We start from the raw sequence: 14841 nt of genomic DNA, 5'->3' as shown, positions 1-14841 counted from the left end.
GTCGAGCCGAGGCGGAGTCCGGGCGGCGATCCGGCAAGGCGCGGTGTCGTCCGGATACCGGTGTTGTATCCGGACGACACCGCAACGCCGCCGGTCGTCGTCCGGGCCCGCCGCAGGCCGGCCAGTTCTTATGAAACAGGCCCTAGAGGCGTTCGAAGCCACGGGTCAGCTCCCAGTCAGTTACCGCCGCGTCGAAGGCCTTCAGCTCCACCTTTGCCTGGTTGGCGTAGTGGGCCACCACCTCGTCGCCGAACGCCTCGCGGGCCACCTCGGACGCCTCCCACAGGGTCAGGGCGTCGCGCAACGTGCTGGGGACGCGCTCGGCGTCCGGGTCGTCGTACGCGTTGCCGGCGCACTCCGCGCCCAGCTCCAGCCCCTGCTCGATGCCGTGCAACGCGCCCGCGACCAGCCCGGCGATCGCCAGGTACGGGTTGACGTCGGCGCCGGGCACCCGGTTCTCCACCCGCATGCCCTGCCCGTGCCCGACCACCCGCAGCGCGCAGGTGCGGTTGTCGACACCCCAGCGAAGCGCCGTCGGGGCGAACGAGCCCGGCTGGTAGCGCTTGTACGAGTTGATGTTCGGCGCGAAGAGCAGGCTGAACTCCCGCATGGTGGCGAGCAACCCGGCAAGCACCCGCTGCCCGGTCTCGCTCAGGTGCGCCGGCCCGTCACCGAGCATGGCCGACGAGCCGGACGAGTCCCGGAGCGAGAAGTGGATGTGGCAGGAGTTGCCCTCCCGCTCGTTCGGCTTGGCCATGAAGGTGATCGACATGCCCTCCTGGGCGGCGATCTCCTTCGCGCCGTTCTTGTAGATGACGTGGTGGTCGGCGCAGGCCACCGCCTCGTCGTACCGGAAGGCGATCTCGTGCTGGCCGAGGTTGCACTCGCCCTTGGCGCTCTCCGGGGTGAGCCCGGCGGCGGCCATCTCGGTACGGATCCGACGCAGCAGCGGCTCCACCCGGGCGGTCCCGAGCAGGGAATAGTCCACGTTGTACTGGTTTGCCGGGGTGAGGTCGCGGTAGCCGCGCCGCCAGGCGTCCTCGTACGAGTCGCGGAACAGCACGAACTCCAGCTCGGTGCCGGCGTACGCGGTCAGCCCGTGCTCGGCCAGTCGGTCCAGTTGCTTGCGCAGAATCTGCCGGGGCGAGGCGACCACGTCACCGGAGCCGTCCAGCCAGGCGAGGTCGGCCAGCAGCATCGCCGAGCCCGGCTGCCAGGGCACCCGGCGCAGGGTGGCGAAGTCCGGCACCATGGCGAAGTCGCCGTAGCCGCGCTCCCAGCTCGACATCGCGTACCCGTCGACGGTGTTCATGTCGACGTCCACCGCCAGCAGGTAGTTGCAGCCCTCGCTGCCGCCCTCGACGACCTGGTCGAGGAAGAAGGGCGCGTGGAACCGCTTGCCCTGCAACCGGCCCTGCATGTCGACCAGGGCCAGCACCACGGTGTCGATCTCGCCATCGTCGACGGCGACCCGCAGTTGTTCCAGCGTGAGCGGCGCATTCCTCATGAGCGGGCCTCCATCACCAAGGTCTACTGGCAAACCGGATCACCGTCAATGCCCCCGCGCACCGCCCCGGATGCAAGGAAGGGCCCCTTGTTATCGGATTTTGTTGAACAAGGGGCCCTTCCTTACACCGCAGGGGGGTCAGGAGCCTTCGGCGGGCGTACGCGCGGACCGCTCCTCGACGGTACGGACCGGGCCGGTGAACCACTTCCGGGCCGAGGCGTACCACCAGACGGCCACCACCAGCAGCACCCCGCCGACGGCCAGCGGCGCGTAGTTCACCGCGGACCAGGTGAACTCGTCGTCGCCGGGCACCCCGGCGGGCACGATCGGCAGCACGAAGTACACGGCGATGACCGCGATCTCGATGACCGCGACCCAGCCGAACAGCTTGTACTTGCGTCCCAGCGTCCACGGACCGGGCACGAATCGGTCGCCCATGCGCAGCCGCAGCGCGATCGGGATGAGGAAGGACAGGTAGAGGCCGAGCACCGCGACGGAGACCACCGCGTAGAAGGCGATCGGGATACCGGCCGAGCTCTCGTAGAGCGCCGGCAGGGTGAGCACCAGGCCGGCGACCGTGGCGCCGATGATCGCGTTGACCGGGGTGCCGTTTCGGTCGACCTTCGACCAGAGCCGCCAGCCCGGCACTGCCCGGTCACGGCTGAACGCGTACGCCATGCGACTCATCGACGTCACGCAGCTCATGCCGCAGAAGAACTGCCCGATGGTGGAGATGATGATGACGACCTTGAAGAAGACCGGGGTCAGCGCGGACTCGAAGATGGCGCCGGAGAAGCCGCCGGCGGCGTTGACCGCCTCGACGTCGGTGGCCGCGAACAGGAAGGCCAGCAGCAGGATCCAGCCGCCGACCGCCGAGTAGAAGATCGACTGCCAGAGCCCCTTGGCGGCGGCCTGGGACGCGCCCCGGGTCTCCTCGGACACGTGCGCGCAGGCGTCGAAGCCCGTGATCGTGTACTGGGTGAGCAGGAAGCCCAGCGGCAGCACGTAGAACCAGAAGGTCAGGCCGCCGGTGTCACCGTCACCGAAGCCCGAGTTGTTGAACCGCTCGGTGAACACGAACTGGAAGCTCTGGTGGTTGTCGGGGACGAACACCAGGATGGCCACCACGACGGCGGCGCCGGCCACGTGCCACCAGACCGAGACGTTCTGGAGTACGTCGATGATCCGGTGCCCGTAGATGTTGATCAGGCCGTGCAGCGCCAGGATGATCACGAACAGGATGAACGCCTGCCGCAGCGTCCCGGCCCAGCCGTCGAAGAGCGCCGACAGGGTGAGGTTGAGGAAGGTCGCGCAGCCGTAGTCGACCGACGCGGTGACGGCGACCAGGCCGATCAGGTTCAACCAGCCGGTGAACCACCCGTGCGCCGGACGACCCATGGTCGCCGCCCACCAGTAGATGCCGCCTGCCGTCGGGTACGCCGACACCAGCTCGGCCATGCAGAAACCGATGATCAGGATGAACAGTGAGATCAGCGGCCAGCCCCAGGAGATGGCGACCGGTCCGCCGTTGTTCCACGCCTGGCCGAACGTGGTGAAGCAGCCGGCCAGGATCGAGATGATCGAGAACGAGATGGCGAAGTTGGAGAAGCCGCTCCACTTGCGGCGCAGTTCCTGCTTGTAGCCGAGTTCGGCGAGACGCCGGGCGTCGTCGTCCATCGGTTGCTCTGCGGTCGGAACGGGCGTCGTGGCCACTGCGCACCTCCCTGAGGTGGTTCCGTCAACGAGTGCGCAAAGTGTCGTCCCGATGATCAGGGGCGGTCAATACGTCGCGGGTACCGTCCCGCTAATCCCGTTGCCACCGCACGCTTGACGACCGCATGCTGTTACCCGTGACCAGGCCCGATCGCGACGGGCTCCGCCGGGCGCTCGGCAACGTCCGGCACACGGTGGCGCGGGGCGCCGCCTCTCTCTCCCGTACGGCCTCCCGCCGTATCCGACGAAGGTGCCCCGCGCCGCCGCGCCCGGCCCCGGCAGGGCTGTTCGGATCCGTCCCGAACGCCGTCCACCGTTGCCCCGGTTGATCCGGCCTCCCCATCGTGGAGTCATCCGGCCGACCTGATTCCGGCCGGCACACGACCGGGAGGACGAACAGTGCTGCGAAGGATCTCAACCATGGCTCTGGCCACGCTCATGCTGTTGCCCGTCGGCGCGACGGCGGCCCAGGCGGGCACCGCTGCCGCGCGGACCGCCGCCCTCTACGAGATCGCCGTGGAGACCACGAACGACTCCGCGACGGCGTACCTGGAGGTCTACAACGCCTGGGAGCTGTCGGTCTGCGACGACAAGAAGGACGGCTACCGTGCGCGGGCGGAGATGCGGAACCTCACCACGGGCAAGGTCATCGCGACCGCCGAGGACGCCGACGGCTTCAACGACACCTGCGACGAGGGCAACCACGCCTATCCCACGCCGAAGCTGAGCGATACCGTCCGGGTGACCGTGTGGGTGCAGGACGGCACGACGGGCAGCCGCCGGTATACCGCCTACCAGGACTACTAGGGCCTACGCCCCTGAGGGGTGCCCGGTCGGCTGACCGGGCACCCCCTGTCCCGCCGGGCCCGGACGTCAGCCGGGCAGATCGAGCACCACGCCCGGTCGGGCCACGGCGACCGGCCCCGCGTACGCCTGCCGCGTCGCGGCGATCGCCGCCTCCGGGTCCGTGCCGGGCCACAGGTGGGTCAACAGGACCGCTCTGGCGCGTGCCGTACTGGCGTGACGGCCCACCTCGGCTGCGCTCGACAGGAATCCGACCTGCCGGTCCGGGATCTCGTCGACGTACGTCGCGTCGGCGATCAACAGGTCGGCGTCGCGGGCCAGCTCGGCCAGCATCGGGCTCGGGCCGGTATCCCCGGTGTACGCCAGCGCCGTCCCGCCGGCGGTGATGCGGGCTCCCGCGTTGGGCACCCAGTGCGGCAACGACCAGGTCCGCAGGGTGAACGGACCGATGTCGAAGGTGTCGCCGGGGGTGAACTCGTGCAGCTCGTACGCCGTGTCGACGAGCCCCGCATCGTCGATCGCGAGCAGCGCATCGAGGCTGCCGGTGGGCGCGTACACCGGCAGCGCCGGGGCGGGTCGGTCGGCCAACGCCCTGGCCCGCAGCAGTGGCTGCAGGTCGGCGCAGTGGTCGGGGTGGCCGTGGCTGACGTACACGGCGTCGACCGCCGAGGCGGGCAGCCGGGTCAGCAGCGATTGCAGGGTCGCGTAGCCGGGATCGATCAGCAGCCGGAAACCCTGGCGCTCGACCAGGAAGCCGGCACAGCCCTGGTCGGCCGAGGGCCAGGCGCCGAGACCGCCGAGCACCACGATGCGCACGCGATCACAGGGTCGCGCTGTCGCCGACGGGGATCCGCCGGTATTCGGTTGCGCCCTTGTACTCCATCCAGCCGTCGAAGTTCTCATAGCCGACGTCCGCCGACAGTGCCCGATCGTGGATGGGAAACGCCCGCTCCGGGGCGATCGCCCGCGTCATGTCGATGGCCTCGCGGTGCCTGCCCCAAGGGCCTGCGGCTGGCACGAGAAGCGTCGTCACCCGCTGGTGAGGTACGAAGTACGAGTCGCCGGGGTGGTAGACGCCCTCGACCACATAGCCGAGGTTCACGCAGCCCGGCAGTCCGTCGTAGATCTCCGCGTGCTCACCGCCGACCGCCGCCACCCGGAAGCCGCCGGCACGAAACTCCGCACCCGCCGTGACCACGGTGACCGCCTCCGCCAATCCGCCCCGCACGGCGAGTTCTCGAACCGGCTCCGGCGCGAAGAGCCGCACCGGACGAGAGGCTGACACCTCGGCGACCCGCTCAAGATCGAAGTGGTCGTCGTGCTCGTGAGTCACCAGGATGTCGGTGACCCCGTCGAAGGCCTCCGGCTCGGTCCAGACGCCGGGATCGATCAGCAGTCGGCGCTCGTCGTCCTCAAGGCGGACACAGGCATGCGTGAACTTGACCAGTCGCACGCCCTCACCCTACGGCTCAACGGAACGCGTCGAAGCCCGGTGGATCAGGTCAGCAGGAGGCCGCCGACCCAGAGGGCGCCGATGGTCAGGCCGGCCAGGAACTCCACCAGCATGGACAGGCCGACCGCCTTGAGGGCCTGCACGGTGGACGGCCAGGCGAGCCGGTTGCTGCCCAGCCGCAGCCGCTCCGCCGCCCACACCCCGACGACGAAACCCAGCAGCAGGCCGACCACGGGGATCACGAAGAACCCCACCAGCCCGAGCGCGCCCCCGGCCAGCAGGGACGACGTCGGCACACCGGTCCGCTTGAGGTTCCGCCCCGGCCAGAGATACTTCACGACCATGCCGCCGACCGCGACGAGCGTGGCGGCGGCGAACACCGCCCAACCCGCGGGGCCGGCCCCGCCGAAGATCGCCCAGACCAGCACCCCGCCCCAGCACAGCGGGAGCGCCGGCAGGCCGGGCACCACCACACCCGCCAGCCCGGCCACGATGGCCAGCGCGGCCACCACGGTCACCACCGTCTGCGAGTCGTTCAGGCTCACGCCGTCGCCTTCCGTCGGCACCACGCGGACCGGACCGGCCCGCCGCTCACGCCGTCGCCGTCCGTCGCCGGCCAGCCCGCGTGCCTCACGCCGTAGCCTGCCGGAGCCGGGCCGTGATGTCCTGCGCGGGCACCGGAGCGCCGAAGTACCGCCCCTGCCCGGTGTCGCAGCGCAGGGCCCGTAGCCGCTCCGCCTGCACGCCGGTCTCCACCGCCTCGGCCGTGACCCACAGCTCCAACGCGTGCGCCAACCTGACCAACGCGTCGACGATCCGCTCGTCGCGGTGGTCCGCCGCCTCGTCCGTACCGTCGGCGCGGATGCCCTCGACGAACGGGCCGGCCAGCTTCAGACAGTGGATCGGCAGCCGCCGCAGGTACGCGAGGTTGGAGTAGCCGGTGCCGAAGTCGTCGACCGCGAGTCGGACGCCCAGCGCCGCGAGCCGGTGCAGGCTGCGCAGCGGCTCGCCCGCGCTGCCCATGACGGCGCTCTCGGTCAGTTCCAGTTGCAGCAGCTCCGCCGGGAGACCGCTGGTGGCGAGCGCGTCGGCCACCGTCGCGACGATCGCCGGGTCGTCGGCCTGCCGGGCGGCCAGGTTGACGCTGACCACGACCCGCGCCTCGGGGAACTCCCGCCACCACCGTTCGGCGTCGCGGCAGGCCCGCCGCAGCACCCACTCGCCGAGCCGGACGATCAGACCGGTCTCCTCGGCGAGGCCGATGAAGTGATCCGGGCCGATGAGACCAAGCTCCGGGTGTTCCCAGCGGACCAGCGCCTCCACGGCGAGCATGGTGCCCTCCAGCAGCGACACGATCGGCTGGTAGTGCAGGACGAACTCACCCCGGTCCAGCGCGGCGGGCAGTCCGGCGACCAGCGCCGACCGGGCGTGGTCACGGGCACTGCGCTCCGGGTCGTACACCGCCCACCGACCCCGCCCGGCCGCCTTTGCCCAGTAGAGCGTCGTGTCGGCGGCTTTCATCAGCTCCGAGGCGGTGGTCTCCGCGGCCGGGCAGTCCACGATCCCGACGCTGGCGGAGACCGCCAACTGCTGGTCGCCGACGTGTACGGGCGCGGCGACGGCGGCCAGCGCGGCCTCCGCCACGGCCACCGCGTCCTCGACGTCACCGCCGCCGTCGACCAGGATGACGAACTCGTCGCCGCCCATCCGGGCGACCAGGTGACCCCGGTCGGCCACACACTCGGCGAGCCGCCGGCCGATCGTCACCAACAGCCGGTCGCCGAGGTCGTGGCCGAGGCTGTCGTTGATGGTCTTGAAGCCGTCCAGGTCGAGGAAGCACACCCCGACCCGTTGGCCGGGGGCGGCGGTGTCGAAGACCCGGCCCAACGTCTCGAAGAACAACGTCCGGTTGGGGAGCCCGGTGAGCGGATCGTGCAGCGCCTGGAAGCGCAGCCGCTGTTGGAGCTCGTACCGCTCGGTGATGTCCTCGATCATCGCGACGGTGAACCGTGGCCGGCCGTCGTCGTACCGGATCAGCGAGACGGCCAGATCCGTCCAGACGACGCTGCCGTCCTTGCGGTAGTAGCGCTTCTGGACCCGGGCCGAGTCCTGCTTGCCCTCGATCAGCTCCTGGTACAGCTCCCACATGCCGGCGGCGTCGTCGGCGTGGAACAGCGTCGCCACGTTGATCCGGCGCAGCTCCTCGATCGAGTAGCCGAGCATCTCGGCGAAGGCCGTGTTGACGTCGATGATCTGCCCGTCCACCCCGGCGATGCCGATACCGATGGCGGCGCCCGTGAAGACCGCCCGGAACCGCGCCTCGCTGTCGCGCAACGCCTGCTCGACCTCATCCCGAGCCTGCCACGCCGAACGGGCGATGCGCTCCTGCTGGGCGAAGGTGCGGTCGCGCAGGGCGCGGGCGAACCCGGCCGCCAGCGCGCCCTGCGTCGCCGCGATCCGGTCGCCCAGATCGGCGGGTCGACCGTCGGCCGCCAGCACCCGGGCGGGGAAGTCGTCACCGAGCGCGCGCAGCGACCACTCCAACGCCCGGGGCTCGGTCAGGTGCGCCTCCACCAGGGCCCGCCCCACCTCCTCGGCGGGACGGGCGCTGAACGGCTCGGCTCGCACGATCTCCGCCAGCCGGACGGTGTGCAGCAGCAGCAGCCGCTCGGTCTCGGCCGCGCTGTGCGGCACGAAACCGATGCGGCGTACGACACGGGCCCAGTCAGCGGCGTACGCCTCGACACCGGTCCGGCCGACGTCGACCCCGGTGGGGTCCGGGACGGCGGCCATGGGGTCAGCCGGCGGGCTGGTCGTACCGGGCGACGCCGCCGAAGGCGCCGAACCGCTCGGGGTGCTCGTCGACGTCCTCGGGCGAGTCGGGGCGCCACAGTGGCATGTGCACGACGCCCGGTTCGAGCACCGTCCAGTCGCCGAAGAAGCCGGTGACCTGCGCGCGGGAGCGCAGGGTGATCTCGGTGTCGGTTCGGGAGGAGAGGCGCTGGGCGTCCAGCATCTCCTGCGGCTGGTCCTCGAAGGTGGAGTGCGAGACGACCAGGAAGCTGCCCGGCGCGGCGGCGGCCCGCAGGGTCGCCAGGATCTCGTCGGGACGGTCGGCGTCCGGAACGAAGTGCACCACCCCGGCCAGCAGGATGCCCATGGGACGCTCGAAGTCGATCAACCCGAGCTGTCGGGTCTCGGCGAGAATCCGCTCCGGCTCGCGCAGATCGGCGTGGATCACTCCGGTCAGGTCGTTGCCCGCGAGCAGTTCCCGGCTGTGCGCGACCGCCACCGGGTCGATGTCGACATAGACCACCCGGGCCTTCGGGTTGGCCGCCTGAGCCACCTCGTGCACGTTGCCCACGGTCGGGATGCCGGAGCCGATGTCGAGGAACTGGTCGATACCGGCGTCGAGCAGCGCCCGGACGGCGCGGCGCAGGAAATCGCGGCCGGAGCGCATGGTGGCCGCGAGGTTCGGGGTCATGCTGGCGATCTGCTCGGCCAACTGCCGGTCGATCTCGAAGTTGTGCGCCCCGCCCAGGAAGTAGTCGTACACCCGGGCCGCGCTCGGCCTGGTCAGGTCAATCTCGGTCGGCAGTGCGTCCGGCATCGGTGTGCCCCCCAGTTCGTCGCCGCAGCGCGAGGCACCGGCGTCGACGGGCGTACGCAGCCGCCGGCCGACCCCGCGGGTCGTGTGGTGTGGACCACTCTAGGCCGCCGGCCACCGCGTACGGGAGATCCCCTCACGTAACTTTCGGCACTCAGGCGGCGGATTCCAGCAGCAGCGAGATGCCCTGACCGACACCGATGCACATGGTGGCGAGCGCCCGACGGCCGCCCCGGCGGCGCAGCTCCAGTGCGGCGGTGAGCGCCAGCCGCGCACCGCTCGCGCCCAGCGGGTGCCCGAGCGCGATCGCGCCCCCGTTGGGGTTCACGTGCTCGGCGTCCACGGGCAGTCCCAGTTCGCGCAGCACCGCCACGGACTGCGCGGCGAACGCCTCGTTCAGCTCGACGACGTCCACCGCCGCCAGGTCGACGCCGGTCCGGTCGAGCAGTTTGCGGGTGGCCGGCACCGGGCCGATCCCCATGATCCGGGGCGGCACGCCCGCCGTCGCCGCGCCGACGACGCGGGCCAGCGGGGTGAGGCCGTACCGCCGCACCGCGGCCTCGCCGGCCACCAGCAGGGCCACCGCGCCGTCGTTGACGCCCGACGAGTTGCCGGCGGTCACCGTGCCGCCGTCGCGGAACGGGGTGGGCAGCGCGGCCAGCTTCTCCAGCGACGTCTCGCGCGGGTGCTCGTCGACCTCGACCAGTCGGGTCTCCCGACGACCGGCGGGAACGGACACCGGGACGATCTCCTCGGCGAACCGGCCGTCGGCCTGCGCCTTGGCGGCGCGCTGCTGCGAGCGGTACGCGAAGGCGTCCTGCTCGGCGCGGTCGACGCCGTACTCGGCGGCCACGTTCTCGGCCGTCTCGGGCATCGAGTCGATCCCCCAGCCGTCGCGCATCAGCGGGTTGACCAGCCGCCAGCCCAGGGTGGTGTCGTACATCTCGGCGGAGCGGGAGTACGCCGAGGTCGCCTTCGGCACGACGAAGGGCGCGCGGCTCATGCTCTCCACCCCGCCCGCGATCACCAGCTCGGCCTCCCCCGCCACGATGGAGCGGGCGGCGGTGGCGAGGGCGTCCAGACCGGAGCCGCAGAGCCGGTTGACCGTGCTGCCCGGCACCTCCTCGGGCAGCCCGGCGAGCAGCGCCGCCATCCGGGCCACGTTGCGGTTGTCCTCGCCGGCCTGGTTGGCGCAACCGAGTACGACGTCGTCGACGCGGGCCCAGTCCACCGACGGGTGCCGGGCGACCAACTCGCGGATCACGTGGGCGGCCAGGTCGTCGGGGCGGACGCCGGCCAGCGCGCCCGCGTACCGGCCGATCGGGGTACGGACACCGGCCACCAGGTATGCCACGGTCATCGCGAGTCCTTCAGGGGTGCAGACGGCGGGGGTGGGGCAGGCCCACCGGATCGCGGGGGGCTGCCGGCCGCCAGGATATCCACGCCGGCAACGGATAGGTTGACGGCATGGCCCGGGCCCAGTTCAGCGCAGAGACCAGCCGTGGCGGCGCGTTCGTCCGTCAGCCCAACCGGTTCACCGGTCGGGTCACCGCCGACTCGACCTCGCCCCCGGGCGGCGGTCCGGACGAGCAGGACCGCTGGCCGTTGGAGGCCGGCCGGTACCGGCTCGTCTGGTGCCGCGCGTGCCCGTGGGCGCACCGGGCGAGGATCGTGCGTGGCCTGCTCGGGCTGGACGACGCGATCTCGCTGGGCACCGTCGACCCGATCCGGGACGAGCGGGGTTGGGCGTTCGCGCTCGACCCGGACGGCTTCGATCCGGTCCTCGGCGTCCGCTTCCTCTCCGAGGCGTACCTGGCCACCGACGAGGACTACACCGGCCGGGTGACCGTGCCGGCGCTCGTCGACACCCTGACCGGCCGGGTGGTCACCAATGACTACCCGCAGCTCACCCTCGACTTCTCCACCGAGTGGCGGTCACTGCACGCCCCCGACGCCCCGGATCTGTACCCGGTCGCGCTGCGCCCCGAGATGGACGCGCTGATGGCCGGGATCCACACCGACGTCAACAACGGCGTCTACCGGTGCGGCTTCGCGACCTCCCAGGAGGCGTACGACGAGGCGTTCCGGGCGCTGTTCGCCCGGCTGGACGCGCTCTCCGAGCGGCTGGCCGGGCAGCGCTACCTGATGGGGGACGCGATCACCGAGGCGGACGTACGGCTGTTCACCACGCTGGTCCGCTTCGACGCGGCGTACCACGGGCACTTCAAGTGCAACCGGAACAAGCTGACCGAGATGCCGGTGCTCTGGGCGTACGCCCGGGACCTGTTCCAGACGCCGGGTTTCGGCGAGACGGTGGACTTCGACCACATCAAGCGGCACTACTACGGCACCCACCGGGAGATCAACCCGACCGGCATCGTGCCGTTGGGGCCCGACGAGTCCGGCTGGACGACGCCGCACGGACGTGGCTGAGCCGGGTCGGGCCGGCACCGCCACGACGCCTCGCGGCCACGGGGGCCGGGCCCGCCGGGTCGCCGGGTCGGCCGCCGCCGGCTGCGCGGTGGCCGGGGCGGTCGCGGTGACCGTCGCGGTGGTCGCCGGTCCCGGTCCGGGCTTCACCGGGTACGTGAGCGAGGCCGGTATCGCCGGCAGCGCGCACGCCGTGACGTACCGGATCGGGGTTCTGGCTCTTGCCGGCGCGTTGCTGCTGATCGCCGCGGCGCTGCCGCCCGGGGTCCGGGTCGCGCCGGCGCTGCTCGCCAGCGGCGCGGTGCTCACGGCGGTCTCCGGGGCGGTGACCTGCTCCGCCGGGTGCCCGCTACCGCCGTTCGAGCGGACCACGGTGGCCGATCTGGTGCACGGCGGCGCGAGCATCGCGGCGACGGCGGCGGTGGTCCTCGCCATGGTGGCGTTGGCGGTGTCCGGGCCGGCCGGACCGGTGGTACGCCGGCTGGCGGCGGTGACGGCGGCGCTCGCCCTGCCGCTGTGCGCCACGATCGGCCTGGCCATGCTCGTGGTCGGCCGGGGCTCGCTGGTCGGCGTGGTGGAACGGGTGGTTCTGGCGTTGGCCGTGCTGTGGGGCGTGGCCACCGGCACGGCCCTGGCCCTGACTTGCCGACACCGAAGCCTGTAAGGAGCGTCACGCGCATCACACCTTGCAGATCGAACTTATCGGCGTATCGTCGACCAACGATGACCAATGTCTGGGGCCTTACCGTCCGCCTGTATGTCGATCTCCGACTGCAGGCCAGCGGCATCTGTCCGGCGTAGCCGTCCTTCACTCGCCTACCCCGACCAGACCACCTCACTTGGACATCCCATGCCCTTCGGCCTGCGCAAAATCCCCTTCTCCGTACAGATCCTGCTCGGCCTCGTCCTCGGCGTGGCGCTCGGCTTCCTGGCCCGCGCCAACGACGTGAGCTGGCTGACCAGCACCCTGCACACCATCGGCTCCCTCTTCGTCCAGCTCCTCAAGCTGGCCGTACCGCCGCTGGTCTTCACCGCCATCGTGGTCAGCGTGGTCAGCCTGCGCGGCGTGGCCAACGCCGCCCGGCTCGCCCTCAAGACCCTCATGTGGTTCGGCATCACCGCGCTGATCTCGGTGAGCATCGGCCTCGGCCTCGGCCTGCTCGTCGACCCGGGCCGGGGCGTGACCCTCGACCTGGGCGGCGCGGCCGCACCGAAGAAGACCGGCTCGTGGACGGACTTCCTCACCGGCATCGTGCCCACCAACCCGGTCGGCGCGTTCGTCGAGGGCAACGTCCTGCAGATCGTCTTCCTCGCCGTCGTCATCGGCGCTGCTGCCCTGCTCGTCGGTGAGGCCGCCGAGCCGTTCGTGGCGCTGAACCGCTCGCTGCTGGAGATCGTGCAGAAGGCCCTCTGGTGGGTCATCCGGCTCGCCCCGATCGGCACGCTCGGCCTGATCGGCAACGCCGTCGCCTCGTACGGCTGGGACCTGCTGGCTCCGCTGGCGAAGTTCACCACCGCCGTCTACGTCGGCTGCGCCATCGTGCTGTTCGTGGTCTACCCGCTGGTGCTGATCCTCGCCGGCCGACTCAACCCGCTGCGCTTCTTCGCCGGGGCCTGGCCCGCGATCGAGCTGGCCTTCGTGTCCCGCTCCTCGGTGGGCACCATGCCGGTGACCCAGCGCTCCGTCGAGCGCCTCGGCGTCCCCCGCGAGTACGCCTCGTTCGCGGTGCCGTTCGGCGCCACCACGAAGATGGACGGCTGCGCCGCGATCTACCCGGCACTCGCCGCGATCTTCGTGGCCCAGGTGTTCGGCGTGCAGCTCGGCCTCACCGACTACCTGCTCATCGCCTTCGTCTCGGTGGTCGGCTCGGCGGCCACCGCCGGCCTGACCGGCGCGATCGTGATGCTCACCCTCACCCTGAGCACGCTGGGCCTGCCGCTGGCCGGGGCCGGCCTGCTGCTCGCCATCGACCCGATCCTGGACATGATGCGCACCGCCACCAACGTGGCCGGGCAGGCGCTGGTGCCGACCGTCGTCGCCGCCCGGGAGGGCACCCTCGACCGGGCCGCGTACGAGTCGGCCGGCCGCCGTGACCTCACCGAGCCGGAGACCGTGGCCGCCGACACCCGCCCGGAGCTGAACCCCGTACCCGCCTGACCCGTTCTTCCACGGCGACGGACCCCTCGACAGCGGGGTCCGTCGCCGTACCGAGAGGATGAGCACATGAGTTCCCTGTTCACACCGCTGGCCCTGCGCGGGATCACCCTGCCCAACCGCATCGCCATGGCCCCCATGTGCCAGTACTCGGCCGGCCCGGACGGCCTGCCCACCGACTGGCACCTCGTCCACCTCGGCACCCGCGCGATCGGCGGGGCCGGACTGGTGCTGACCGAGGCGACCGCCGTACTCCCCGAGGGTCGGATCTCCCCGCAGGACACCGGGCTGTGGTCCGGCGCGCACGTGGACGCCTGGCGGCCGGTGACCGCCTTCGTCGCCGCACACGGCGCGGTGCCGGCCGTTCAGCTCGCGCACGCCGGGTTCAAGGCCTCCACCTACCGGCCGTGGGCGTCGGGCAACGGCGGGGTGCCGGACGCCGAGGGCGGCTGGACGCCGGTCGCCCCGAGCGCCGAGCCGTTCAGCCCCAGCTACCGGACGCCGACCGCACTCGACGCGGCGGGCATCGCGGGCGTCATCGACGCGTTCGCCGCCGCCGCCGAGCGGGCCCTCGCCGCCGGCTTCGCGGCCGTGGAGGTGCACGCCGCGCACGGTTACCTGCTCAACGAGTTCCTGTCGCCGCTGACCAACCACCGCACCGACGCCTACGGCGGTGACCGGGCCGGCCGGATGCGGCTCACCCTGGAGGTCGCCCGCGCGGTACGCGCCGCGGTCGGCGAGAGCGTGCCGGTGCTCACCCGGATCTCCGCGACCGACTGGGTCGAGGGCGGCTGGACCGTCGAGGACAGCGTCGTGCTCGCCGGGGAGCTGGCCGCCGTCGGCGTCGACCTGGTCGACACCTCCTCCGGGGGCGTCAGCACCGAGCAGCGCATCCCGCAGCTCGGCCCCGGCTACCAGGTGCCGCTGGCCGCCCAGATCCGCCGCGAGGCCGGCGTACCCACCGGCGCGGTCGGCCTGATCGTCGAGCCGGAGCACGCCGAGCAGATCATCGCCAGCGGCGAGGCCGACCTGGTGCTCCTCGGCCGGGAGCTGCTGCGCGACCCGTACTGGCCGCGCCGCGCCGCCGGCAAGCTCGGCGTCGCGTACAGCGGTCCCGCCCAGTACGCCCGCGCCTGATCAGCCTCGTCGGGCGGCTGCCGTTCCCGGCAGCC

13 protein-coding genes are annotated in these 14841 nt (G+C 71.8%); 5 read left to right on the top strand and 8 right to left on the bottom strand.

Going from position 1 to position 14841, the window contains the following annotated elements:
• Window positions 1–142: 142 nt before the first annotated feature.
• Both AB0J36_RS17015 and AB0J36_RS17010 read right to left on the bottom strand, forming a co-directional pair.
• Window positions 143–1507: a glutamine synthetase family protein gene (locus AB0J36_RS17015; protein WP_357122366.1), complete on the bottom strand. Its 1365-nt coding sequence runs from the start codon at window positions 1505–1507 to the stop codon at window positions 143–145.
• Between the two features lie 138 nt (window positions 1508–1645).
• Window positions 1646–3184 (bottom strand): amino acid permease, encoded by a 1539-nt coding sequence (locus tag AB0J36_RS17010; RefSeq protein ID WP_357175119.1) that lies wholly within the window; start codon window positions 3182–3184, stop codon window positions 1646–1648.
• Window positions 3185–3640: 456 nt separating this feature from the next.
• On the opposite strand from AB0J36_RS17010, the gene AB0J36_RS17005 reads away from it, so the two are divergent.
• Window positions 3641–4027, top strand: a complete 387-nt coding sequence (locus AB0J36_RS17005) for a hypothetical protein (RefSeq protein ID WP_357122360.1) — start codon at window positions 3641–3643, stop codon at window positions 4025–4027.
• A gap of 66 nt (window positions 4028–4093) precedes the next feature.
• Here AB0J36_RS17005 and AB0J36_RS17000 read toward each other — a convergent pair whose 3' ends face one another.
• The 6 genes from AB0J36_RS17000 to pcaF all read right to left on the bottom strand — a co-directional run bounded on the left by AB0J36_RS17000 (window position 4094) and on the right by pcaF (window position 10444).
• Window positions 4094–4840, bottom strand: a complete 747-nt coding sequence (locus AB0J36_RS17000) for an MBL fold metallo-hydrolase (RefSeq protein ID WP_363660841.1) — start codon at window positions 4838–4840, stop codon at window positions 4094–4096.
• A 4-nt stretch (window positions 4841–4844) separates the two neighbouring features.
• Complete coding sequence (locus AB0J36_RS16995; RefSeq protein ID WP_357122354.1) at window positions 4845–5477, bottom strand: MBL fold metallo-hydrolase; 633 nt, start codon at window positions 5475–5477, stop codon at window positions 4845–4847.
• Between the two features lie 44 nt (window positions 5478–5521).
• A complete protein-coding gene (locus AB0J36_RS16990; protein ID WP_357122351.1) occupies window positions 5522–6022 on the bottom strand; it encodes a DUF456 domain-containing protein in 501 nt (166 codons plus the stop codon).
• Between the two features lie 85 nt (window positions 6023–6107).
• The gene (locus tag AB0J36_RS16985; RefSeq protein WP_357122348.1) at window positions 6108–8270 is read right to left on the bottom strand and encodes an EAL domain-containing protein; all 2163 of its coding nucleotides are present in this window, start codon (window positions 8268–8270) and stop codon (window positions 6108–6110) included.
• A 4-nt stretch (window positions 8271–8274) separates the two neighbouring features.
• Window positions 8275–9087, bottom strand: coding sequence for an SAM-dependent methyltransferase (locus tag AB0J36_RS16980; RefSeq protein ID WP_357175110.1), 813 nt, complete (start codon window positions 9085–9087; stop codon window positions 8275–8277).
• Between the two features lie 151 nt (window positions 9088–9238).
• Window positions 9239–10444 (bottom strand): 3-oxoadipyl-CoA thiolase, encoded by a 1206-nt coding sequence (gene pcaF, locus AB0J36_RS16975; protein ID WP_357122341.1) that lies wholly within the window; start codon window positions 10442–10444, stop codon window positions 9239–9241.
• Window positions 10445–10551: 107 nt separating this feature from the next.
• Between pcaF and AB0J36_RS16970 the strand changes: the two genes are divergently transcribed.
• From AB0J36_RS16970 to AB0J36_RS16955, 4 genes are all read left to right on the top strand, one after another.
• Window positions 10552–11517: a glutathione S-transferase C-terminal domain-containing protein gene (locus AB0J36_RS16970; protein WP_357122338.1), complete on the top strand. Its 966-nt coding sequence runs from the start codon at window positions 10552–10554 to the stop codon at window positions 11515–11517.
• Complete coding sequence (locus AB0J36_RS16965) at window positions 11510–12178, top strand: DUF998 domain-containing protein (RefSeq protein ID WP_357175104.1); 669 nt, start codon at window positions 11510–11512, stop codon at window positions 12176–12178. Before AB0J36_RS16970 ends, AB0J36_RS16965 begins: the two co-directional genes overlap by 8 nt.
• Window positions 12179–12376: 198 nt before the next feature.
• Complete coding sequence (locus tag AB0J36_RS16960; protein ID WP_357175255.1) at window positions 12377–13672, top strand: dicarboxylate/amino acid:cation symporter; 1296 nt, start codon at window positions 12377–12379, stop codon at window positions 13670–13672.
• Window positions 13673–13738: 66 nt separating this feature from the next.
• Window positions 13739–14806 (top strand): NADH:flavin oxidoreductase/NADH oxidase, encoded by a 1068-nt coding sequence (locus AB0J36_RS16955; RefSeq protein WP_357122332.1) that lies wholly within the window; start codon window positions 13739–13741, stop codon window positions 14804–14806.
• Window positions 14807–14841 lie beyond the last annotated feature (35 nt).

Source organism: Micromonospora sp. NPDC049662, from assembly GCF_040675055.1.
Taxonomy (GTDB): Bacteria; Actinomycetota; Actinomycetes; order Mycobacteriales; family Micromonosporaceae; genus Micromonospora.
The sequence above is the reverse complement of the archived record's forward strand: the minus strand, read 5'-3'. Positions and strand labels throughout refer to the sequence as shown.

Coding starts and splice junctions, on each gene's coding strand:
- AB0J36_RS16980 (WP_357175110.1), bottom strand. CDS start 9,087: ATGCCGGACGCACTGCCGACCGAGATTGACCTGACCAGGCCGAGCGCG.
- AB0J36_RS16955 (WP_357122332.1), top strand. CDS start 13,739: ATGAGTTCCCTGTTCACACCGCTGGCCCTGCGCGGGATCACCCTGCCC.
- AB0J36_RS17010 (WP_357175119.1), bottom strand. CDS start 3,184: ATGGACGACGACGCCCGGCGTCTCGCCGAACTCGGCTACAAGCAGGAA.
- AB0J36_RS16970 (WP_357122338.1), top strand. CDS start 10,552: ATGGCCCGGGCCCAGTTCAGCGCAGAGACCAGCCGTGGCGGCGCGTTC.
- AB0J36_RS17015 (WP_357122366.1), bottom strand. CDS start 1,507: ATGAGGAATGCGCCGCTCACGCTGGAACAACTGCGGGTCGCCGTCGAC.
- AB0J36_RS17005 (WP_357122360.1), top strand. CDS start 3,641: ATGGCTCTGGCCACGCTCATGCTGTTGCCCGTCGGCGCGACGGCGGCC.
- pcaF (WP_357122341.1), bottom strand. CDS start 10,444: ATGACCGTGGCATACCTGGTGGCCGGTGTCCGTACCCCGATCGGCCGG.
- AB0J36_RS16985 (WP_357122348.1), bottom strand. CDS start 8,270: ATGGCCGCCGTCCCGGACCCCACCGGGGTCGACGTCGGCCGGACCGGT.